The following is a 22,142-nucleotide window of genomic DNA, read 5'->3' as shown; positions in this document are numbered from 1 at the left end:
TCCGTTTGGATGTGCACTGATCGTTACCTCTCCTGTTGAACATACTGATGTTGATATGGCTGTTAAAGTTCCTGCATCTGCAAGACATGCCTCTTCCTCTACATGGATTGGTGCGCCTGGAACATCAAGCGATGCACATAAATCACCTCCTCCTTGTACTAATAAACCATTTACATCAAAGCCTGTCGTTACACCAAGCTCTACTACACTAAGGTCAAGACCTGTAGGATATACTAAGGTATGGATCGTATAATTCCCTGCCTCTGTTACTTCAAAAGATGGTGTGCCACCTACGTTGACTATCGTTAAACTCTCTCCTTGTGTTAATGCATATAAAGTACTGTAGCCTTCTGGTACATTTGCGTCTCCGTTTGGTGTCGCTGAGATTATTGCTGATCCTCCTGATAACGCTACGTTACTCTCATCTGCAGTTAGTGTTCCTGCATCTGGATTCGTAATATGTACTGGAGCTCCTGCTACATCTAAGGATGCACATAGCTCTCCTCCACCTTGGATCAATAAGCCGTTAACATCAAATCCTGTTGTTACGCCTAACTCAACAATACTTAAATCAAGTCCGTTTGGATAGACTAACGTGTGGATTGTGTAGTCGCCTCCACCTGATACTGTAAATTCTGGTGTACCACCTACTTGCTGGATTACTAATCCTTCACCTTGCGTTAATACATAAAGCACTGAATAGTCCTCTGGTACAAAAGCATCTCCGTTTGGATGTGCACTGATCGTTACCTCTCCTGTTGAACATACTGATGTTGATGTGGCTGTTAAAGTTCCTGCATCTGCAAGACATGAATTTTCTTCATTAATCGTGAAATAAATGTAATCCGTATCACACGACCACCCTAGACCATTATTAAATGCATGCAAACTTGCCTTAACTTAAAACGATCCAGAACCGATATTCCACGCATCATTTCCAGCAGGAAATGTATATGGCAAAACATTTTCTACAATTTGATAAGTTTGATTGGTATCTATATTGGTTACGGTATAGCGTAAACTTTGAGAATACCCATGGATATTGGAATTTAGATAAAAATCTTCCGGTAATTCACCAATATTATAATTACCGTTATTTTCAATAGATACAGATTCCTGGCCATTTGTGAACTCAAAAGATTCGATGTTACCACACCATCTAGAATCGGTCTGAGAATAACCAAAAAGTACTGTACACAACATTAGAACAAATAGGTTAATTTTCAGATTTGGGGTCTCGAAAAGTACCTTTTTACTCATTGCTTTTTTGTTTAATGTTTATTCAATAAAGTTAAACAAAATAAAAACGAAGGCGATTTATGACTTCAAATTTTATGATTTATTAACAAGAAGTTAGATGAAGTGTAAATTTATATAGATGAAAGTACTATACGAGACGTTTTATGTTAGCATAGCTATTTTCCATGGCCTTTTTTGCTTCACTATTATTTAGCCATTTTACTTTGGTAATACCTTCCTTTATTTGAGGGTTTAACTTACCATTATAAGAGGTCTTCATTTCAAACCAATGTGTAATCTTTATTTTATGCTTCCCATTTCTTTTAAATATATGATAGGTCATTGGCAAGACCTGTTGAATTTTTAGACCAGTAACTCCCGTTTCTTCTTCTACTTCTCTTATCGCTGTTTCTTCAATAGACTCATCTCCTTCAATCTTACCTTTAGGCAAATCCCACTTATTATTACGATAAATAAATAAAATCTCATTCTGTGAATTGAACACCTTTCCGCCACCAGCCACAACGTTAGGCAATAACTTTAGAAAACCACCGATAAGTTTATCCGGGTTTTTATGGTATAGATATACACCTTCAAGATCTGTCGTACTCAACAATTTAATTACCTTTCCAATATTGACTGTTTTCAACATAAACGACTTATAATGATGCTCATGCTCGATATGAGAAGTTAAAATAATGGGTTTATCACCTACAAAAACAGTATACATTTGTGCTTTGGCCAATTTCAATATGTGTAAAAATAAAATTTTTTAAGGTCCCTAATTCATTTTAAAATTAAATTAAGATTAAAATTTAAATCCTGTTGAATTTAATTAATTTTGCAGCATGATTTTTAATAAAGAAACCGCAAAGAAAACAGCAGAATTACTGCTTCAGATTAATGCTATAAAATTGCAACCAGACAGTCCATTTACATGGGCATCTGGTTGGAAATCGCCTATTTACTGTGACAACCGAATTGTCTTATCATTTCCACAAATACGAAACTTCGTAAGAGAGACCATGGCCAAGCATATTGAAGAAAAGTATGGTAAACCAGATGCTATTGTTGGTGTGGCAACAGGAGCTATAGGTATTGGTGCATTAGTGGCCGAATATTTGAATCTTCCTTTTCTTTATGTTAGACCAGAAGCCAAAAAGCATGGAAGACAGAATCAAATAGAAGGTCATATTGAAAAGGGTCAAACTGTTGTTGTCGTTGAGGATCTTATTAGCACAGGGAAAAGTAGCCTTAATGCTGTTAAAGCGTTACACGATGCAGAAGTTGTAGTTAAGGGAATGGTTGGAATATTTTCATATGGTTTTGAAGTTGCAAAAGATAATTTTGCACAAGCCAAAGTTCAATTAAACACCTTAGGCAATTATGAGACTTTATTAGAACAGGCCTTAGAAACCAACTATATTACTGAAGAACAACAAGACATTTTAGCACTTTGGAATGCAAATCCAAGTGAATGGAACGCTAATTGATTATAGGTTAAGAAAATAAAGACATGAATTTAGAGTCACCAAAAGTAACATTACAAAAATCTGCAGAAACAACTTTCAATTTTCTTTCTGACGTTAAAAACTTTGAAGCTTTAATGCCTGAGAACATTAGCAAGTTTGAAGTTTTAGACGATGACAAATTTCTCTTCGCATTGAAAGGAATGCCAGAAATTATTTTGAAAAAGAAAGAAGAAGTGCCTTTTAATAAAATCGTCTTAGGCGCTGCAGGAGGAAAAATTGACTTTTCGTTAACTGGACATATTAATGAGTTATCTGGTGAAGAAAGTGAAGTACATTTAGTTTTTGAAGGTGAATTTAACGCAATGATGGCTATGATGATCAAAGGGCCTATCAGTAAATTTATTGAAACATTAGCCTCAAATATGACAAGTGCTGTTTAATAAAGCAATGTCAGTTCTTTAAGATCAAATGTTTTAATTACGTCATCCTCGGTCCATACCCTTAATTGACCGGTTTCATCAATACCTTTAATAATACCTGACAATAAGCTGTCATCACTAAGTTTAAAGGTACAAGGTTTAGACAATCTAAAAAGTTGCGATTCATAGTTTGCTTTTAAAGCAACTAAATTGAAAGATTCGATTGACTTAAAGTACTTTTCAAGTTGATTGAGCACTTCAGATAAAATCTCCTCTTTATCATAGACAATACCTGTAATTGAACCCAATGAAGAAGCCTGTGGTAATTGTTGAAAATTCCTTTGATTTACATTTAGACCAATACCCACAATACAACCAACTAGCTTGTTATTTTTAATAATATTTTCAATCAGAATACCACAAATCTTTTTATTTGCTGACAAAATGTCGTTTGGCCATTTTATTCTTAATTGAGGAATTTGAAATTTCTTTAAACAATCCATTATAGCCAAGGATACGCATATACTTATGTAAAATTGTTGCTCTACTCTAAGGCCCTCAATCTTTTTAAATACACTAATGGTAAGGTTTTTACCAACTTCAGACTGCCATTTTGTTCCCCTTTGACCTCTACCCTGTGTTTGTTTTTCGGCCACAACAACAGTATAATCAGATGGCATTGATTTTAAAGTCAATCCCTTTAAATATGCGTTGGTAGAGTCAATGGCATCAAGTTTGATTACATACATGTCAAATGGAGTTTTATTTTATAGATTTCTTATGACATTTTGAAGTTACAAGAACTAAAAAAATAATAACTTTGCATAAATTTAAATCATTTTAATGACGAAAGAAAAACCTAGTGCAGACCAACTCATTACTACGATTATTGCGGGTATCGAAGAGGTAAAGGGAAAAGAAATTACAATTTTAGATTTAAGGGAGATAGAAAATACCGTTTGCGACTATTTTATTGTTTGCGAAGGGACTTCAAATACACAGGTTAATGCGATAGTTAACTCCATCCAAAAACAAGTTAGTAAAACCTTAAGAGATAAACCGTGGCACATTGAAGGTGAAGACAATGCTGAATGGGTTTTGATGGATTATGTTAATGTAGTAGTGCATGTTTTTCAAAAACAAGTACGCGAATACTATGACATTGAAAGTCTTTGGGGTGATGCAAAAACAACACAAATCGAAACGAGTTATTAAAAAAGAGAAAAGCTTATAATGGCAAAAGACAATAAAAATTTAAATAAGAAACCGAAAGTAAGTCCATATTGGGTATATGGCGTAATCATAGCGGTTTTCCTATCCATACAATTATTTTCAGGTGGTTTCTCTAGTTCTACTGGCACACAGACAACACCAGCTAAATTTTTAGAGTATTTAGAAAATGGTGATGTTGCTAAGGTAGAAATCGTAAATAAGCGTGAGGCTAGAGTTTATCTAACCAAAGACGCTAAAGAGTCGGAAATTCATAAAAAGTCTAAACCAAAGACAATACTTCCTTCTGTAGCGCCAATTCCAAATTATAAATTTGAATTTGGTGACCTTCAAAATTTTGAAAAGGATATAAATAAGATCAAGGAAGAAAACAACCTTACTACTGAGGTTAAATATGAAACCGAACAAAATTTATGGGGTGATTTCTTATTAACCTTGTTACCCTTTATTCTAATAATCGGTGTCTGGATTTTCATTATGCGTCGTATGTCTTCTGGCGGAGGAGGTGGCGCAGGTGGCCAAATCTTTAATATTGGTAAATCCAAAGCAAAACTATTTGATGAAAAGACCGACACAAAAACGTCTTTTAAAGATGTAGCAGGATTAGAAGGTGCTAAAGAAGAAGTACAAGAAATAGTAGATTTCTTAAAATTCCCGGAGAAGTATACGGCTCTAGGTGGTAAAATTCCAAAAGGCGCGTTACTTGTAGGACCTCCTGGGACAGGTAAAACCTTATTAGCTAAAGCTGTTGCAGGTGAAGCTAAAGTTCCTTTTTTCTCATTATCTGGATCTGACTTTGTTGAGATGTTTGTTGGAGTAGGTGCCTCTCGTGTAAGAGACCTATTTAAACAAGCCAAAGAAAAATCTCCGTCTATCATTTTTATTGATGAGATCGATGCCATCGGTAGAGCAAGAGGTAAAAATAATTTTTCTGGTTCTAATGATGAACGAGAAAATACCTTAAACCAGCTTCTAACCGAAATGGATGGTTTTGGTACAAACACGAATGTCATTGTTTTAGCGGCTACAAACAGAGCTGATGTTTTAGATAGTGCTTTAATGCGAGCTGGACGATTTGATCGACAGATCTATGTAGACCTTCCTGATGTAAGAGAACGAAAAGAAATTTTTGAGGTTCATCTTAGACCTCTTAAAAAAGACAACTCTTTAGATGTAGATTTCTTAGCAAAGCAAACACCAGGATTCTCTGGTGCTGATATTGCAAACGTTTGTAATGAAGCTGCATTAATTGCCGCAAGAAAAGGCAATAAAACAGTGAATAAGCAAGACTTTTTAGATGCTGTTGACAGAATAATCGGAGGTTTAGAAAAGAAGAACAAAATTATAACTCCAGAAGAAAAAAGAGCTGTAGCTTTTCATGAAGCTGGACATGCTACTGTAAGTTGGATGTTAGAACATGCTGCACCACTTGTTAAGGTAACAATAGTACCACGAGGACGATCCTTAGGCGCTGCATGGTATCTTCCGGAAGAACGTCTTATCGTGCGTCCAGAGCAGATGCTAGATGAAATGTGTGCTGCATTAGGTGGTCGTGCGGCAGAACAAGTGATTTTTGGGAAAATTTCAACTGGAGCACTAAGTGATTTAGAGAAAGTTACCAAACAAGCTAGAGCCATGGTAACAATTTATGGCTTGAGTGATAAAGTTGGAAATTTAACTTACTACGATTCATCTGGCCAATCAGAATATGGTTTTTCTAAGCCTTACAGTGAACAAACTGCTGAGATCATTGATAAAGAAATTTCTGATATCATTGAAAAACAGTATGATAGAGCTGTAGATTTATTAGAGGCGAATAAAGATAAGCTCACAGAACTAGCAGAAGTACTTCTAGATAAAGAAGTCATCTTTAAAGATAATCTCGAAAAGATCTTCGGTAAAAGACCATTTGAGACAGATAATACTCAAAGCGAAGAAGAGGAATAAAGCCTCGCCATTCATATAAAAAACTTAAATTGACTAAATGTTAATTTAAGTTTTTTTATATTTGATATTTACACTAACTGCAGTATTAATAGCAACATTTGAATGAGCTTATTTCGTAAACTCTTTGGAAAAAAAAAGAATCCTTCCGAAGAATCTATTCCAAATGAAGAGCGTGGCAAATATATGCCTGAAATAAAGTTGCCTGCAGATGAACGTTTCACAATCAATTTTAAAGCCAATGGCGGTAAATTTTTATACTGCGAAAATTTAGACGAAATAAAGGATAGTTTTAATTCTATTCTAGATGAGAATAATTGGCATGATAAAAAAGCACTTATTTTAGATAGCCGACTCGAAGATCTCTTTAAAGGGTTTGAATTAAACGGTACTAAAAAAATCTCTGAGACAACTTACTTTCTGTCCACTTGTGAATACTTAATTTCTGATGATGGATCGTTACTTATTTCCTCCAATCAGATTGCAGAGAAAAAGCTAAAAGAATTACCACATAATTTCATCATCTATGCAACAACAAGTCAATTTGTTGAAAGTATTGGTGAAGGACTAAAAGGAATTAAAGAGAAAAGTAAAGCTACAATTCCTACCAATATTACTACCATAAAGCATTTTAAAACTGCAGATGACAAGGATTTTTTAACTTACGGCAGTAGTGCTAAAAATCTGTACTTACTTCTATTAGAAGATTTATAATGAAAGAGCTATCAATAAGGGCCATTTCTGGAATTATATACGTTTTACTACTCATAGGTTCTCTATATTACCAAACCGGCTTAGTTATAGTTATGGGCATATTCGGGATTCTAAGTCTTCTCGAATTTAGTAAGCTTATTCGCTTAAAATCATTCATTCAGTATTTACTATTCATTTTTATTTATATAAGCTTTTGGTATATCTGCTTACTTCAGAATTTTTCGATTAGTGATCAAATTATTCAAATTTTACTTGTGGTCACCATTTTCGTAAATCTGCTGTTAATTAAGGATTTGTTTACAGAAAATAATATACCGTTGTTTGAGTCAAAACGTTTCATACTAACCACATTTTATTTAACCAGTGGTTTCATTTTCATGCTCTTAATAGCGAACTATCAAAATGCATTTTCACCATTGCTCTTGCTTGGTGCTTTTATTTTGGTATGGGTGAATGACAGTGCTGCCTATCTCATTGGTAAAAATTTTGGGCGCCAAAAATTATTTCCTAGGATTTCGCCAAAAAAGACGGTCGAAGGATTTTTAGGAGGCTTGTTCTTTGCTTGTATATCAAGTTATTTCATATTTAAGTATACCAATACACTTACCTCTACCAATTGGTTGATTTTGGGGATTATTGTGAGTGTCTTAGGAACTTTTGGTGATTTAATTGAATCTAAATTTAAACGACAAGCAAAGGTTAAAGATAGTGGTGTAATTATGCCAGGGCATGGTGGATTATTAGACCGCTTAGATAGTCTTATCTTTGCATCACCATTTATATATTTATTTCTTAGAATATTAAATTATGTTTCATAAAGAAGGTCACAAGATTATTTTTATATCCCTTTTAATTGTTGTTGGATTATTCTTCCTAATTGATGGTTTTATAACGCTAGAGTGGTTAAGAAAAGGACTAATGATTTTGGTCTTAGGGTTTTTTATCTTAATCCTTCAATTTTTTAGAAACCCGAAGCGCCATACGCATGCCAATGAGGCGCATGCACTGTCGCCTGTAGACGGTAAAGTGGTCGTCATCGAAGAGGTATACGAAAAGGAAGTCTTTAAGGACAAACGTATACAAGTCTCGGTATTTATGTCTCCATTAAATGTGCATGTCACACGATATCCTATTACCGGAAAAATAAGTTACTCAAAATATCATCCAGGAAAATATCTTGTTGCCTGGCACCCAAAAGCAAGTGAAGAAAATGAAAGAACTACTGTGGTTGTGGAGAATGAATCTTTTGGTAAAGTATTGTACCGACAGATTGCAGGTGCTTTGGCAAAACGCATAGTCAACTATGCAAAACAAGGTAATAGTGCTTCTCAGGGAGCTGATTCTGGATTTATAAAATTTGGTTCGCGTGTGGATTTATTTTTACCTTTAGATGCTAACATAAAAGTTGAACTGAATCAAAAAGTACGTGGTGGCGAAAGTGTTATAGCAGAAATGTGATGACTTCCGAAGAATTAGACAAAGAATTTAAAGAAGCTGTAGAACGTGTAAACGAACATACAGAACCCTTCCCTGCTGATTTTCTGTTAAGGCTTTATGCTTACTACAAAAAAGCTACTAATGATTATGGTAGACCTAATAGTCGTAAGCAAATAATCAATGCCTTTAAAACTAATGCCTTATTTCAGGTTCAAGATATTTCTGAAGACGACGCAAAAAAAGAGTATATCAAACTGGTGAATAACTACTTTTTATATAGAGCTTAATAGCAGTTGAAGATTTATGAAAGACTATGTAGATGCGTTTGTGAGTGCTTTTAATGGCACTGTGAGTTGGACATGGAAATCTATTTTATTTGATGTCCCTTGGTATCTCAATTATTTTTGGGGACTTATTTTAATTTCAATATTGGTCTGGATTTTAGAAATTGCTTTTCCTTGGCGTAAAGAACAATCCATATTTAGAAAAGATTTCTGGTTGGATTTTTTCTATATGTTCTTTAATTTTTTCATTTTCTCGATTATAATCAGTGGTGTTTACGAAGTTATTGGCTTACTATTTGCACAATTTAATATTACTGCGAAGAGCTTAGCTATAGTAGATATGTCTAATTGGTCTAGCCCTTTACAATTACTTGTATTTTTTGTCCTACTAGACTTTGTACAGTGGTTTACCCATGTTTTACTTCATAGATATAAATTCCTATGGAACTTTCATAAAGTACACCACAGTGTAAAAGAAATGGGTTTTGCCGCGCATCTCAGATATCACTGGATGGAAAACGTTCTATACAAGCCCCTTAAGGTACTCGGAGTAATGATTTTAGGTGGTTTTGAACCCGAACAAGCATACATTGTTCATTTTGCTGCAATTGCTATTGGCCACTTTAACCATGCTAATATTAAAATTACATGGGGACCATTAAAGTACATTTTTAATAACCCTGTAATGCACCTCTACCACCATGCATATCATTTACCTAAAGGCAAACATGGTGTTAACTATGGAATTAGTCTCAGTCTCTGGGATTATATTTTTAAAACCAATTATATCCCAGAAGATAGTGGGAATATCGAAATTGGCTTTAAAGGTGATGATAATTTTCCTAAAAGCTTTTTGGGTCAAAACTCTTACGGTTTTAGAGTTAAAAAATAAGATTGTTCACTTACTAATCTCTAATTAAAGGCATCGTAGAACATCGCAACAAGCCTTCTTGTTTAGCAATCTCTGCATAAGGTACCTCTTCCACGGTAAAACCATGTTCCCTTAACCAGGTATTTAATCGCGTAAAGTTTTGTTCAGAAATGATGATATCCTCAGATATGGAAAAGATATTACTATTCATGTCGTACATCTCATCTTTTGAAATTTCAAATACATTGTCTTTACCAAAAAAATCTACTAGCCATTCATATTCGCTCTCAACCAAAAATCCATTCTTGTGAATAATTGCTTTGTCTTTTCCAATTGGTTGAAAACAGCAATCGAGATGTAGCGCATTTTCCTTAGGATCAGTGTTGGATTTTCTTAATTCAAAAGACTTAACTGTCTTATGAGGAAAAAGCTCTTGTATCGCTATAACGGCATCTATATTTGTTCTAGCCGTAATATAATCTGGGTAGTCTTCACCAGAATAGGTTCCAATAAAGATATAATCATTCCAAGGCATTACATCACCGCCTTCAACATGACATTCTTCCGGTAAAATTATGCGATTGGCCTTATCTACGTTTTCCCAAACATATTCTGTGGCTTCAATCTCATGTTTTCTGTCGGGTAAAATATTTGCGATAATTATTTTATCTTCTATGACAAATGAAATGTCACGTGCAAAAATCTGGTTATAGTTTTTAATGACTTCTGGTCTGTATACCTTAACATCATATTTCTCTAACACTTCGGCTACAGCTTCCATTTCTCGCACCATGTCCTCTTCTTTTGGATATGTCCCAGCCAATACATGTTGGAGACTTTTTGGATCATAACAATCTTCAGGCTTTGGTGTTGGCCCATTATCTTCGGCCGTACCCAAAATAACAGCTCTCAATCGCGATGTCTCGTTCTGAATGTTAAGTTTCATGAATGAAATGTATAAAAAAAGCCTCATATTTAGTATGAAGCTTTAACGGCTAACCGATTGTTAGCGCTTATCAATAGTTTTAAATGCTCTGTAAGTTGGACCTGTGTAAAGTTGTCTTGGTCTTCCGATTGGTTCTTTACGCATTCTCATCTCTCTCCATTGTGCAATCCAACCTGGTAAACGTCCTAATGCAAACATTACAGTAAACATTTCAACAGGTATTCCCATAGCTCGGTATATAATACCAGAATAGAAATCTACATTTGGATATAACTTTCTGTCAACAAAATAAGGATCTTGCAAAGCCTCATTCTCTAAACCTTTGGCAATTCCTAAAATTGGATCCTCAACACCAAGATCACCTAAAACCTCATCTGCTGCTTTTTTAATGATACGAGCTCTAGGGTCAAAGTTTTTATAAACTCTATGACCAAATCCCATTAAACGGAAAGGATCACTCTTATCTTTAGCCTTGGCCATGTATTTTTTAGTATCACCACCATCTTCTTTAATGGCTTCTAACATTTCTAATACTGCTTGGTTGGCCCCACCATGTAATGGACCCCAAAGCGCTGAAATACCTGATGCCAAAGAAACAAATAAGCCTGCATGAGATGAGCCTGTAATTCTAACTGTTGAAGTTGAACAGTTTTGTTCGTGATCTGCGTGAAGAATTAATAATTTATCTAATGCATTAACCAAAATAGGATTTTGTTCGTAATCACTATTTGGGTTTTTAAACATCATTTTTAAAATATTCTCTACATATCCTAATTTATCATCTCCATAGTCTAATGGTAATCCTTGCTTTTTTCTCATACACCATGCCACTAATACCGGAAATTTTCCAAGTATTCTTACAATAGAATTGTACATTGCTTCTTCTGAATTTACATCAACAGAAGATGGATAGAAAGCCGTTAAGGCCGCAGTTAATGAAGATAACACACCCATTGGATGTGCCGACTTAGGAAAGGCATCTATTATTTTCTTAATATCATCATCTACGACAGATTTAGCCTTTATATCTGCATGAAATTTGTCTAATTGCTCTTGTGTTGGCAATTCTCCGAAAATAAGTAAATACGCTACTTCAAGGAAATCAGCTTTTTCAGCAAGGTCTTCGATAGAGTACCCTCTGTATCTTAAGATTCCCTTTTCGCCATCAAGAAAGGTAATAGCACTTTCACAACTCCCTGTATTCTTATATCCTGGATCTAATGTAATAACACCTCCTGTAGCATTTCGAAGCGCCTTAACATCGATTGCAACTTCATTTTCGGACCCAACCACTAATGGGAATTCATACTTCTCTCCTTTAATCTCGATTGTAGCTTTATCTGACATTTTCGTATTGTTGTATTTTTAGTTTAAAAGGATTACAAAATTACGAAATATCAAACGATTTCGCTAGGCGATTTATAACCGATTTAACATTAGTTTTATTACAAAAAAGCTGAAACTTTAAGAGTTTCAGCTTTTATATTCTAAAGAGATAATTACTTCTTAATAATGAGTTTCTTATCAATAAGCCTGTTGTCTATTTTTATCCTTACCATGTAAATTCCATTGTATAAATTAGAGGTTTCAACAAAAGCTTCATTCGAATGCTCGTTAAATATTGTATCAAAAATTTGGCGCCCTTGTACATCGTAGATACTAATTTTTGATTGGAATAAATCTCTGGAAGCGCTTATTGTAAACGATCCCTGAGAAGGGTTTGGATATATTCCAACGCTATCTATATTAAACTCTTGATTTCCTAAAACTGGCTCTATAATAAAATTACACACCTGGTTTCCTAGAATTGCATTTGAATTGCCTAATACAGAAAACTTAAAACTGTCTGGATCCACGTTTGAACCTCCATGAGCATATGACAATAGGTTATTCTCTATATCAGATTGTGTAAATGTATCTCCTGCCGATAGTAGCATTGCATTTAATATTAGCATTCCATTTACTGGAGCCTGAGTAATTACATAAGTTAAATCACTATTTAAAGCACCAGGTTGTGCCATTTGAAGCTTAGGTAAATCGATAACAGCAGATGTACTTTCATCTAGCGTTATATCTGTATTATTAACTACAGTTATATCATTTACTATTTGAAGTTCTCCACATATGCTAATGCTAAACGCATTAAAAGTACCTCCTGCAGAATTTGAAGTTCTATCTGTTGCTAATAACACCCATGTTCCTTGCCCACTTGTACCATTAAATCTAGTAAAAGCTTGACTCGGTAATACATTACCACTTACTCGTGGTGTTCCGGAACATGATAAGGATGATCCAGAATCTGTAAACGTAACATCAAAATTATTTCCGTTAGCACAATCGCGATTATAGACCTCAGCAAATATGCCTGTTGGAGAACTAAATTGCATTTTAATATCACCTACATCACTGTGTGTGGCATCCATGTAAAAGGTAACTTCATTAACAATAATATCATCTGGTACATCAACTCTTGCACTAACCGCATTATTTGAGAAAGTTTCCCAAGTATTATCGCCATTTTCAAAATACTCATTATCATAGGTATTGCATACGTCATTAGCCGTCTGGAATACATAAATCTCTCCAAAATCTCCTGTTAAACATGAGTTCTCTGGTCGTATTCTCCAATAATAAATCATACCAGCTGATAAACTCGAGGTCTGATATTTTGTATCGTTAATAACAGTTGACAATTCAACGACAGAAGAAAATGAAGGATCATCTGAAATTTCAATAGCAAACTGTGATGCACTTACAAGTGGATCCCAAGTTAATAAGGGATTAGCCACTTGGTTTTCTGCACCATTAATTGGACTTAGAAGGTTTACAACACCTATATTATTATCAAAAACATTAAGTAAGACCTCGTAAGTTTCAGTAACAAAAGTAGATTGCCCTTCACCTTGTACAGTTATTGGATAATTTCCTGGTGACACTGTCCCAGTGTTAGATATGGTCATGGTAAATGCACCTGCCGTATTCAATGAATTTGGTGTAAAATTAGCAATAGCACCACCAGGTAATCCTATGGCAGAAAACTGCACATTTTCAGAAAACGCTGGTGCAGGATTGTAATTTAAATTAAATATAGCGTCTGCTGGTTGACATACCGATACCGTCGGATTTGAAGCTGTGATTTCAAAAGTACCTGCTTTAATCTCAAAATCCGCATTAGATAAATCAAAGAATATATTACTAGAAGCTTCTATTTTAATTCTATTTGTAACGCCCACATTATCGGGTACTACAATATCTTGAGACCCATCATTATTCACACTAGACGCTAGTGTAACAGGATATGTATAACCACCATCCGTAGATAAAAGAATATTAACATTAGAGGATAAAGAAGCCGTATTATTCACATCCCAAGTTATCGTCTTAGTCTCTCCTACATACCATATTTCACTTCCTGTATTAGGCGATGTCACTAAGAATGGACCTGCCGATGCAGACACGGTTATAACCGTATCATCTTGATCAGTTTGCCCTCCAAGTATCGAATTATCTCTAACCGTTAATCTAAAGTCTAATTGTCTTCCAACACTTGGTAAAACTTCCCAAGTAGGTGTTTCGTTATTTATAACAGCCTCCAAATTTGGAAACGTTCTTGTTGGATCTGCAACTGGGAAGTTAGTTCTAAAAACTGGACCACCAGCATTAGTAGACAATGGTGGTTGCGTGTAAGTGCCATCATTATCATATTGTTCCCAATTATACGTCAATACATCTCCAACATCTGGATCTGATGAACCACTTGCATCCAAAATGAATGGCGTAGAAATTGGTATCGTATAATTTGAACCAGCATCTGCTGTTGGATCAGCATTTGCGATTACAATTTCTGTTTCGCAAGCATCTGCCAAGATAGATGCAGACATTTGAACAATGCTACGTGCATGAAAATACCCATCACTATTATCTTGTACATTAGGTGCACAAATACCAGCATAACCCATAATAGTTGAGGCACTTCCAGGTTCGTAATCATCACTCACCTTAGAACCAAAACATGCGTTATAATAGGTATGGCCAGCACCATATTGATGGCCTATTTCATGCGATACATAATCAATATCGAAAGGATCAAACTCTGGTGTTACAATACCTGTTACACCTCGTCCCTTTGAAGACGTTGCACAAGGGCTTGTTCCTGCAATACCTCCACCACCAGTACTAAATACATGACCAATATCATATCCGCCAGATCCTATTATACCTGAAATATTTGAGGTATTAACACCTAACATCTGGCTACCGCTATAATTATCATAAGGCTCAGGATCTCCTCCTATTGTAAATCCGTTTTCATAAATCAATAAATCATTATTAGCTACCAATTGAAAAGTGACAGCAAAATCTCTTTCATAAACAGAATTAACACGCGCTACAGTAATAACCATTGCCGCTAAAGCATCAGCCTTTGCATCACCGTTACCATTATCACCATCATCATGATAGGCAGTATATTCGGATGTACAAGCAATGGCAATCTCATATTGTCTAAGTCTACCATCTTGTATATTTCGATCTATAATACTTGAATCAAAATTCTCATTAACTTCATTTTCAACTTCATCTGCATAGCACCTCCAATTATCAGATTGACTTCTGGTATAATCCATTCTATTATAGACAACGTAATTTTGCATATCTCCTTTTGCGTAAGGATCAATATAAACCGTTCTCTCTCCTGTAATTAAACCTCTAAACCCTTGAGAGGTTATCGTAAAATAAATCTTGTTTAAAGGATTTGATATACTCTGACCGTAGTAAGTTGAAATACCTGGGTACTTTACTGCTAAATCAGGATGCATTACATCAGTTTTTTGGATTCTATATGGCTCTGTTTTACCATTAGAACTTGGAAAGGATATTACAATATTGCTTAGACCTGAACTTTTTGAAATACGCTTAGGCGCAACTTCCGTGGCCTGCGTAAGGCTTTGAAGATCTAATGTAAATACCTCATACTTATCTGGTACTATAACCCGATTAAGCTGATTGGTTTTTTGTAAAATATGAGATTCTGAAGTCTTTTGCCATATGCTATTTGAATTTTGGGATATACATGGTAGCATCATGACAATATAAAGTAACGTTAAAATAGAACGTTTCATAGTAGGTTGATTTAAGTTTCATTAGATAAGGGGCTAGCTTACTAATTGTTGATTATTACGTAAAATTAGGATTCTATGAATCATTAGCAAGGAAAAATACACAATTTTGACGATAAAATGCAATATTTTACCGTTAAAATGACATTTGCTAATGATTTTGTAAGAATTTTAAAACAAAAAAGGTAGCGCAATGACACTACCTTAGTTTTATAGATATTAAGTTTAATTAACTTACTTTGAATGCTTTCTCTTGTGGAAAATAAGCAACATCACCTAGTTCTTCTTCAATTCTTAATAACTGATTATACTTTGCCATACGATCACTTCGAGAAGCCGAACCTGTTTTTATCTGACCCGTATTTAATGCTACGGCTAAATCCGCAATAGTATTATCTTCAGTTTCACCAGATCTGTGTGACATTACACAAGTATAACCAGCGTTCTTCGCCATATTTACAGCAGCTATAGTTTCAGTTAAAGAACCTATTTGATTTACTTTAATAAGTATAGAGTTTGCAATTCCATTATCAATACCACGCGATAAACGTTCTACATTAGTTACGAATAAATCGTCACCAACCAATTGTACCCTATCACCAATGCGGTCTGTTAAGTCTTTCCATCCATCCCAATCATTTTCATCCATACCATCCTCGATTGATATAATTGGATACTTTGCCGCCAATTCTGCTAAATAAGCAGCTTGTTCTGCACTTGTTCTTACAACACCTGTATCACCTTCAAACAATGTATAATCGTATTTACCATCCTTGTAGAATTCTGCAGCAGCACAATCTAAAGCAATCATGACTTCTTCTCCAAACTTATAGCCTGCCTTCTCAACAGCTTTAGCTATTGTATCTAAAGCATCTTCTGTACCGTCTAAAGTTGGTGCAAATCCACCTTCATCACCGACGGCAGTACTTAATCCTCTATCGTGTAATACCTTTTTAAGGTTATGGAAAATTTCAGTACCCATTTGCATAGCATGTGTGAAATTTTCTGCTTTTACTGGCATTACCATAAACTCCTGAAATGCAATTGGCGCATCACTGTGAGAACCACCGTTAATAATATTCATCATTGGTAATGGCAATGTGTTGGCTGATACACCACCTACATATCTGTATAAAGGCATTCCTAATTCATTGGCTGCCGCTTTAGCCACTGCCAAAGACACACCCAAAATAGCATTAGCCCCTAACTTTGATTTGTTTGGTGTTCCGTCTAGATCTATCATTAATTGATCTATCATATTCTGTTCGAAAACAGATACACCTAAAAGTTCTTGAGCGATTATAGAATTAACATTCTCTACAGCTTTTAAAACTCCTTTACCCATATAAGTGTCTCCACCATCTCTAAGCTCAACAGCTTCGTGCTCACCAGTTGAAGCTCCAGACGGAACTGCAGCTCTTCCTAAAACACCACTTTCTGTTATTACATCTACTTCTACTGTAGGATTACCTCTCGAATCTAAAATTTGTCTAGCGTGTACATTAATTATAATGCTCATTTCTAAATATTTTTATTATTGATTTGATTCAAAATTACGAAAATCTCTAGCGTTAAACCCAACAAAAATCATATTTGCGATTAATATTTACTATAATGTTTTCGTAACTAAAAAAACGCAATAAAGATTGAGTTTTATTGCGTTTTTTATTTGCTAAGCGTTCTTAATATTATCTATAAACTGGTCAAATAGATAAACCGAATCATTTGGACCAGGACTTGCCTCTGGATGGTATTGTACCGAGAAACAATTCTTGTCTTTTACCTTAATACCTGCAACCGTATTATCATTTAAATGCAAATGGGTGATCTCTACATTAGGATTCGCCTCTGTCTCTTCTCTATTAATTGCAAATCCATGGTTTTGAGAAGTAATTTCGCCCTTACCTGTAACCAAGTTTTTTACTGGGTGATTTATACCTCTATGACCATTGTGCATTTTATATGTTGAAATACCGTTGGCTAATGCAATAACTTGATGTCCTAAGCAGATTCCAAATAAAGGTTTGTCTCTCTTAATAATTTCTCTTGCTACATCTTGAGCCTCTACGAGAGGTTCAGGATCACCAGGTCCATTAGAAATGAAATAGCCATCTGGATTAAAAGCTTCTAAATCTTCAAACTTTGAATTGTGTGGAAACACTTTTATATAAGCATCACGGCTCGCTAGGTTTACAAGGATGTTCTTTTTAATCCCAATATCTAGAGCTGAAATTTTATAGGTCGCATTTTCGTCACCAAAATAATAAGGCTCTTTAGTTGATACTTTTGATGCCAACTCTAAACCTTCCATATTTGGCTGCTCTGCCAATTGCTTCTTAAGACCATCGATATTATCTACATCAGTAGATATCACAGCATTCATAGCGCCATTATCTCTAATATAGCTTACTAAAGCTCTTGTATCTACATCAGCAATTGCCAATGTGTTATGCTTTTCAAAATAATCTTCTAAAGAGGCATCACCTCCTGGACGAGAATATTCGAAGCTAAAGTTTTTACAAATCAAACCAGCAATTTTTACTGTATCTGATTGGTTTTCGTCTTCTTTTGTACCGTAATTACCAATATGTGCATTGGTAGTTACCATTAATTGGCCGTAATAGGAAGGGTCTGTAAAAATCTCCTGGTAACCTGTTGTACCTGTATTAAAACAAACTTCACCAAAGGCAGTACCTTCTTTGCCAATCGATTTACCATAAAAAATTGTTCCGTCTGCGAGTAAAATAAGGGCTTTCTTTCTCTGTTTATATTTCATAGTCTTTGTTTGAAAAAAAAGTTTTGTAAAAATCAAAAAAAAAGGATAAACTCATAAAGTTTATCCTTGATATTTATTAATGCTTATTAACATTTATTCTTCTTCGTTTGAAGCTTGAGTTTCTACTGGTGGAACAGTAGTTGCTTTTTTACCACCTCTTCTACTTCTACGAGTTGTTTTCTTAGCAGGCTTACCAGCATTATATAGTTCATTGTAATCTACTAATTCGATCATTGCCATATCAGCGTTATCACCTAATCTGTTTCCTAATTTGATGATACGTGTATAACCACCTGGACGATCACCAACCTTTGCTGCAACATCTCTAAATAATTCTGCTACTGCTTCCTTTTGTCTAAGTCTAGAAAAAACGATACGTCTGTTGTGTGTCGTATCCGATTTAGACTTTGTAATCATCGGCTCAATAAATTGCTTTAATGCTTTTGCCTTAGCTGTTGTTGTATTAATACGCTTGTGCTCTATTAAAGAACATGCCATATTAGCAAGCATTGCTTTTCTGTGAGCAGATTTTCTACCTAAGTGGTTGAATTTTTTTCCGTGTCTCATGACTCTTGTTTTAAACCTTTATCTTGCTTCAAACTCTTTTGAGGAGCAAAATACAAAGGAGTTTATAATTAATCTTTGTCTAATTTATATTTGCTTAAATCCATTCCGAAATTAAGACCTTTAACGCTTACTAATTCTTCTAGCTCAGTTAAAGACTTCTTACCAAAGTTTCTGAATTTCATTAAATCATTCTTGTTAAAAGATACTAAGTCTCCTAATGTATCTACTTCTGCTGCTTTTAAACAGTTTAAAGCACGTACAGAAAGGTCCATGTCTACTAACTTAGTTTTTAATAACTGTCTCATGTGAAGTGATTCTTCATCATAAGTTTCAGTCTGTGCAATCTCATCTGCCTCTAACGTAATTCTCTCATCTGAGAATAACATGAAGTGGTGGATTAAGATTTTAGCAGCTTCAGTTAAAGCATCTTTTGGATGGATAGAACCATCTGTAATGATTTCGAAAACTAATTTTTCGTAATCTGTTTTCTGCTCTACACGGAAGTTTTCAATACTGTACTTCACATTTTTAATTGGTGTGTAGATAGAATCCGTAAAGATCGTACCTACAGGAGCAGATGCCTTTTTATTCTCTTCAGCAGGAACATATCCTCTACCTTTCTCGATAGTAAGTTCCATGTTGATGTTCACTTTAGGATCAAGATTACAGATAACTAAATCTGTATTTAATACTTGGAAACCAGAAATAAACTTCTGGAAATCACCAGCAGTAATCTGCTCTTGACCAGAAATTGAAATCGTAACAGTTTCGTTATCGATTTCATCGATTTGACGCTTAAAGTTTACTTGCTTTAAGTTCAAAATCATTTCAGTTACATCCTCAACTACACCGGAGATCGTAGAGAACTCGTGATCTACACCCTCAATTCTAACTGAAGTAATCGCGAAACCTTCTAAAGAAGATAAAAGTACTCTTCTTAATGCATTTCCTACTGTCAATCCGTATCCTGGTTCTAAAGGTCTGAATTCAAACTTACCTTCAAAATCAGTTGAATCGATCATGATTACTTTGTCAGGCTTCTGAAAATTTAATATTGCCATGTTTTATCTTCGTTTTAATTGTCATTTAGTTGCGCGGTTCAGAGGTTTGAAGAAGACCAATAAACCCTTTGGCTAAATACCAATATGGTTAATTTATTATTTAGAATAAAGTTCGACGATGAACTGTTCGTTAATTTGCTCTGGAATCTGAATTCTCGCAGGAACAGAAACATAAGTTCCTTCCATTGTATCATTATTCCAAGTAATCCATTCGTAAACACTGCTAGAGTTAGTTAGTGAATTTTGAATAGCCTCTAATGATTTAGATTTTTCTCTAACACCAACTACATCACCAGCTTTTAATTGGTAAGAAGGAATGTTTACCTTTTCACCGTTAACTGTTATGTGTCTGTGAGATACTAATTGTCTAGCACCGCTTCTTGTTGGAGCTATACCCATTCTGTATACAACGTTGTCTAAACGAGATTCACATAACTGTAGTAATACCTCACCTGTAATACCAGGAGCTGCAGTTGCTTTTTTGAACATGTTTCTGAATTGACGCTCTAAAATACCGTAAGTGTATTTTGCTTTTTGCTTCTCCATTAATTGGATTGCATATTCAGATTTTTTACCTCTTCTTTTGTTAGGACCGTGTTGTCCAGGAGGGTAGTTTCTTTTATCGAAGGCTTTGTCGTCTCCGAAGATAGCTTGACCGAATTTACGAGCTATTTTAGTTTTAGGACCAGTATATCTTGCCATTTTAAATTTAATTTGAGAGTGATTATAAAATTAAGGTCTTAAGCTTATCCTCTTACAATCGTTAATCTCTCGGTGATACTTGTTTATTTTTCAGTTTGCAAATTTACGCATTTAATGCGAAAATCAATGCTTATACTCTACGTCTTTTTGGCGGACGACAACCGTTATGTGGTAATGGTGTAACATCGATAATTTCTGATACTTCAATACCAGCATTATGGATAGATCTGATAGCAGATTCTCTACCGTTACCAGGACCTTTTACATATACCTTAACTTTCTTTAATCCAGCTTCTTTCGCTACACCTGCTGCATCCTCTGCCGCTAATTGTGCTGCGTAAGGTGTGTTCTTTTTAGAACCTCTGAATCCCATTTTACCAGCTGATGACCAAGAAATTACGTCACCTTTTTTGTTTGTTAAAGAAATGATGATGTTGTTGAAAGATGCTGTAATATGAGCTTCTCCAATTGCATCAACAATTACTTTACGTTTTTTTGTACTTGACTTTGCCATGTTTTTTAGTTTCTAGTTGTTAGCTTTTAGTTGTTAGAATCCTAAACTTTTACATTTCAGACAGATTCATCTAACGCCTAATTACTAATGACTAATGTCTTTAATTATTATTTAGTTACTTTCTTTTTGTTAGCAACCGTTTTTCTTCTACCTTTTCTTGTACGAGAGTTGTTCTTAGTACGTTGACCTCTTAAAGGAAGTCCTGCTCTGTGACGGATACCTCTGTAACATCCAATATCCATTAATCGCTTAATGTTTAATTGTGTTTCAGAACGTAATTCACCTTCGATTTTATAAGTACCAACCGCTTCACGGATTGCTCCTATTTGATCGTCAGTCCAGTCTTGAACCTTAGTGCCTTCGTCTACTTTAGCAGTAGCTAAAATTTCTTTTGCTCTACTTCTACCTATTCCATAGATATAAGTCAAAGAGATAACTCCTCTTTTTTGTTTTGGTATGTCTACACCTGCAATTCTTGCCATAATTACCCTTGTCTTTGTTTGAATCTAGGATTCTTTTTGTTAATTACGTAAAGTCTTCCTTTGCGTCGTACTAATTTACAGTCTGCGCTTCTTTTCTTTACTGATGCTCTTACTTTCATCTGTACTAGTTTTTAAATACTAATTATTAGTATCTATAAGTTATACGAGCCTTTGTTAAATCGTAAGGACTCATTTCTAATTTTACCTTATCTCCTGGTAACAACTTAATGTAATGCATACGCATTTTACCAGATATGTGTGCAGTCACAATGTGACCATTTTCTAATTCTACACGGAACATAGCATTTGATAATGCCTCTATAATTGTTCCGTCTTGTTCTATTGCTGCTTGTTTTGCCATAATACT

25 protein-coding genes are annotated in these 22,142 nt (G+C 34.9%); 9 read left to right on the top strand and 16 right to left on the bottom strand.

Translation table 11 applies throughout. From position 1 onward, the window contains the following. The 3 genes from ACRHOC_RS14055 to ACRHOC_RS14045 form a co-directional block, all read right to left on the bottom strand. Positions 1-888: hypothetical protein (locus tag ACRHOC_RS14055; RefSeq protein ID WP_431159272.1), on the bottom strand; the 888-nt coding region annotated here is incomplete at its 3' end. 12 nt (positions 889-900) lie between these two features. Then, a complete protein-coding gene (locus tag ACRHOC_RS14050; protein WP_431159271.1) occupies positions 901-1,260 on the bottom strand; it encodes a hypothetical protein in 360 nt (119 codons plus the stop codon). 127 nt (positions 1,261-1,387) lie between these two features. Further along, a complete protein-coding gene (locus ACRHOC_RS14045) occupies positions 1,388-1,969 on the bottom strand; it encodes an NUDIX hydrolase (protein WP_431159276.1) in 582 nt (193 codons plus the stop codon). 118 nt (positions 1,970-2,087) lie between these two features. On the opposite strand from ACRHOC_RS14045, the gene pyrE reads away from it, so the two are divergent. Both pyrE and ACRHOC_RS14035 read left to right on the top strand, forming a co-directional pair. Beyond that, positions 2,088-2,732 (top strand): orotate phosphoribosyltransferase, encoded by a 645-nt coding sequence (pyrE, locus tag ACRHOC_RS14040; protein WP_431159270.1) that lies wholly within the window; start codon positions 2,088-2,090, stop codon positions 2,730-2,732. 23 nt (positions 2,733-2,755) lie between these two features. After that, entirely contained in the window at positions 2,756-3,151 is a 396-nt protein-coding gene (locus ACRHOC_RS14035) for an SRPBCC family protein (protein ID WP_431159269.1), read from the top strand. On the opposite strand, the gene ACRHOC_RS14030 is transcribed toward ACRHOC_RS14035, so the two are convergent. Next, positions 3,148-3,879 (bottom strand): biotin--[acetyl-CoA-carboxylase] ligase, encoded by a 732-nt coding sequence (locus tag ACRHOC_RS14030; protein WP_431159268.1) that lies wholly within the window; start codon positions 3,877-3,879, stop codon positions 3,148-3,150. The genes ACRHOC_RS14035 and ACRHOC_RS14030 overlap by 4 nt on opposite strands. Positions 3,880-3,973: 94 nt before the next feature. Here ACRHOC_RS14030 and rsfS point away from each other — a divergent pair, with 94 nt between their 5' ends. From rsfS to ACRHOC_RS13995, 7 genes are all read left to right on the top strand, one after another. Then, positions 3,974-4,345, top strand: coding sequence for a ribosome silencing factor (rsfS, locus tag ACRHOC_RS14025; protein WP_431159267.1), 372 nt, complete (start codon positions 3,974-3,976; stop codon positions 4,343-4,345). An 18-nt stretch (positions 4,346-4,363) separates the two neighbouring features. Beyond that, on the top strand, positions 4,364-6,307 hold the full coding sequence (gene ftsH / locus ACRHOC_RS14020) for an ATP-dependent zinc metalloprotease FtsH (protein ID WP_431159266.1): 1,944 nt from the start codon (positions 4,364-4,366) through the stop codon (positions 6,305-6,307). Between the two features lie 102 nt (positions 6,308-6,409). Further along, the gene (locus tag ACRHOC_RS14015) at positions 6,410-7,018 is read left to right on the top strand and encodes an LUD domain-containing protein (protein WP_431159265.1); all 609 of its coding nucleotides are present in this window, start codon (positions 6,410-6,412) and stop codon (positions 7,016-7,018) included. Beyond that, positions 7,018-7,836: a phosphatidate cytidylyltransferase gene (locus ACRHOC_RS14010; RefSeq protein WP_431159264.1), complete on the top strand. Its 819-nt coding sequence runs from the start codon at positions 7,018-7,020 to the stop codon at positions 7,834-7,836. Before ACRHOC_RS14015 ends, ACRHOC_RS14010 begins: the two co-directional genes overlap by 1 nt. Further along, complete coding sequence (locus tag ACRHOC_RS14005) at positions 7,826-8,476, top strand: phosphatidylserine decarboxylase family protein (protein WP_431159263.1); 651 nt, start codon at positions 7,826-7,828, stop codon at positions 8,474-8,476. Before ACRHOC_RS14010 ends, ACRHOC_RS14005 begins: the two co-directional genes overlap by 11 nt. Continuing rightward, a complete protein-coding gene (locus tag ACRHOC_RS14000; protein WP_431159262.1) occupies positions 8,476-8,742 on the top strand; it encodes an acyl-CoA-binding protein in 267 nt (88 codons plus the stop codon). Before ACRHOC_RS14005 ends, ACRHOC_RS14000 begins: the two co-directional genes overlap by 1 nt. Positions 8,743-8,758: 16 nt before the next feature. Then, positions 8,759-9,631 (top strand): sterol desaturase family protein, encoded by an 873-nt coding sequence (locus ACRHOC_RS13995; RefSeq protein ID WP_431159261.1) that lies wholly within the window; start codon positions 8,759-8,761, stop codon positions 9,629-9,631. Positions 9,632-9,644: 13 nt separating this feature from the next. On the opposite strand, the gene ACRHOC_RS13990 is transcribed toward ACRHOC_RS13995, so the two are convergent. The 12 genes from ACRHOC_RS13990 to infA form a co-directional block, all read right to left on the bottom strand. Then, entirely contained in the window at positions 9,645-10,556 is a 912-nt protein-coding gene (locus ACRHOC_RS13990) for a dimethylarginine dimethylaminohydrolase family protein (RefSeq protein WP_431159260.1), read from the bottom strand. A gap of 60 nt (positions 10,557-10,616) precedes the next feature. Further along, the gene (locus tag ACRHOC_RS13985; protein WP_431159259.1) at positions 10,617-11,903 is read right to left on the bottom strand and encodes a citrate synthase; all 1,287 of its coding nucleotides are present in this window, start codon (positions 11,901-11,903) and stop codon (positions 10,617-10,619) included. Between the two features lie 152 nt (positions 11,904-12,055). Continuing rightward, complete coding sequence (locus ACRHOC_RS13980; protein WP_431159258.1) at positions 12,056-15,676, bottom strand: reprolysin-like metallopeptidase; 3,621 nt, start codon at positions 15,674-15,676, stop codon at positions 12,056-12,058. A gap of 226 nt (positions 15,677-15,902) precedes the next feature. Beyond that, positions 15,903-17,192 (bottom strand): phosphopyruvate hydratase, encoded by a 1,290-nt coding sequence (gene eno / locus ACRHOC_RS13975; protein WP_431159257.1) that lies wholly within the window; start codon positions 17,190-17,192, stop codon positions 15,903-15,905. 153 nt (positions 17,193-17,345) lie between these two features. Beyond that, a complete protein-coding gene (carA, locus tag ACRHOC_RS13970; protein WP_431159256.1) occupies positions 17,346-18,449 on the bottom strand; it encodes a glutamine-hydrolyzing carbamoyl-phosphate synthase small subunit in 1,104 nt (367 codons plus the stop codon). Between the two features lie 93 nt (positions 18,450-18,542). Beyond that, a complete protein-coding gene (gene rplQ / locus ACRHOC_RS13965) occupies positions 18,543-19,016 on the bottom strand; it encodes a 50S ribosomal protein L17 (RefSeq protein WP_431159255.1) in 474 nt (157 codons plus the stop codon). Positions 19,017-19,084: 68 nt separating this feature from the next. Then, on the bottom strand, positions 19,085-20,077 hold the full coding sequence (locus ACRHOC_RS13960) for a DNA-directed RNA polymerase subunit alpha (protein WP_431159254.1): 993 nt from the start codon (positions 20,075-20,077) through the stop codon (positions 19,085-19,087). A 96-nt stretch (positions 20,078-20,173) separates the two neighbouring features. Beyond that, positions 20,174-20,779, bottom strand: coding sequence for a 30S ribosomal protein S4 (gene rpsD / locus ACRHOC_RS13955; RefSeq protein ID WP_431159253.1), 606 nt, complete (start codon positions 20,777-20,779; stop codon positions 20,174-20,176). A 130-nt stretch (positions 20,780-20,909) separates the two neighbouring features. Then, positions 20,910-21,293, bottom strand: a complete 384-nt coding sequence (gene rpsK / locus ACRHOC_RS13950) for a 30S ribosomal protein S11 (protein ID WP_431159252.1) — start codon at positions 21,291-21,293, stop codon at positions 20,910-20,912. Between the two features lie 107 nt (positions 21,294-21,400). Then, entirely contained in the window at positions 21,401-21,775 is a 375-nt protein-coding gene (gene rpsM / locus ACRHOC_RS13945; protein ID WP_431159251.1) for a 30S ribosomal protein S13, read from the bottom strand. A gap of 2 nt (positions 21,776-21,777) precedes the next feature. Beyond that, positions 21,778-21,894 carry a type B 50S ribosomal protein L36 gene (ykgO, locus tag ACRHOC_RS13940; protein WP_008269159.1) on the bottom strand — a complete coding sequence of 39 codons (117 nt, stop codon included), beginning with the start codon at positions 21,892-21,894 and terminating at the stop codon, positions 21,778-21,780. A gap of 26 nt (positions 21,895-21,920) precedes the next feature. Beyond that, on the bottom strand, positions 21,921-22,136 hold the full coding sequence (gene infA / locus ACRHOC_RS13935) for a translation initiation factor IF-1 (protein ID WP_007094967.1): 216 nt from the start codon (positions 22,134-22,136) through the stop codon (positions 21,921-21,923). Positions 22,137-22,142 lie beyond the last annotated feature (6 nt).

The organism is Winogradskyella poriferorum (assembly GCF_050618035.1).
Lineage (GTDB): Bacteria > Bacteroidota > Bacteroidia > Flavobacteriales > Flavobacteriaceae > Winogradskyella > Winogradskyella poriferorum_A.
The sequence above is the reverse complement of the archived record's forward strand: the minus strand, read 5'-3'. Positions and strand labels throughout refer to the sequence as shown.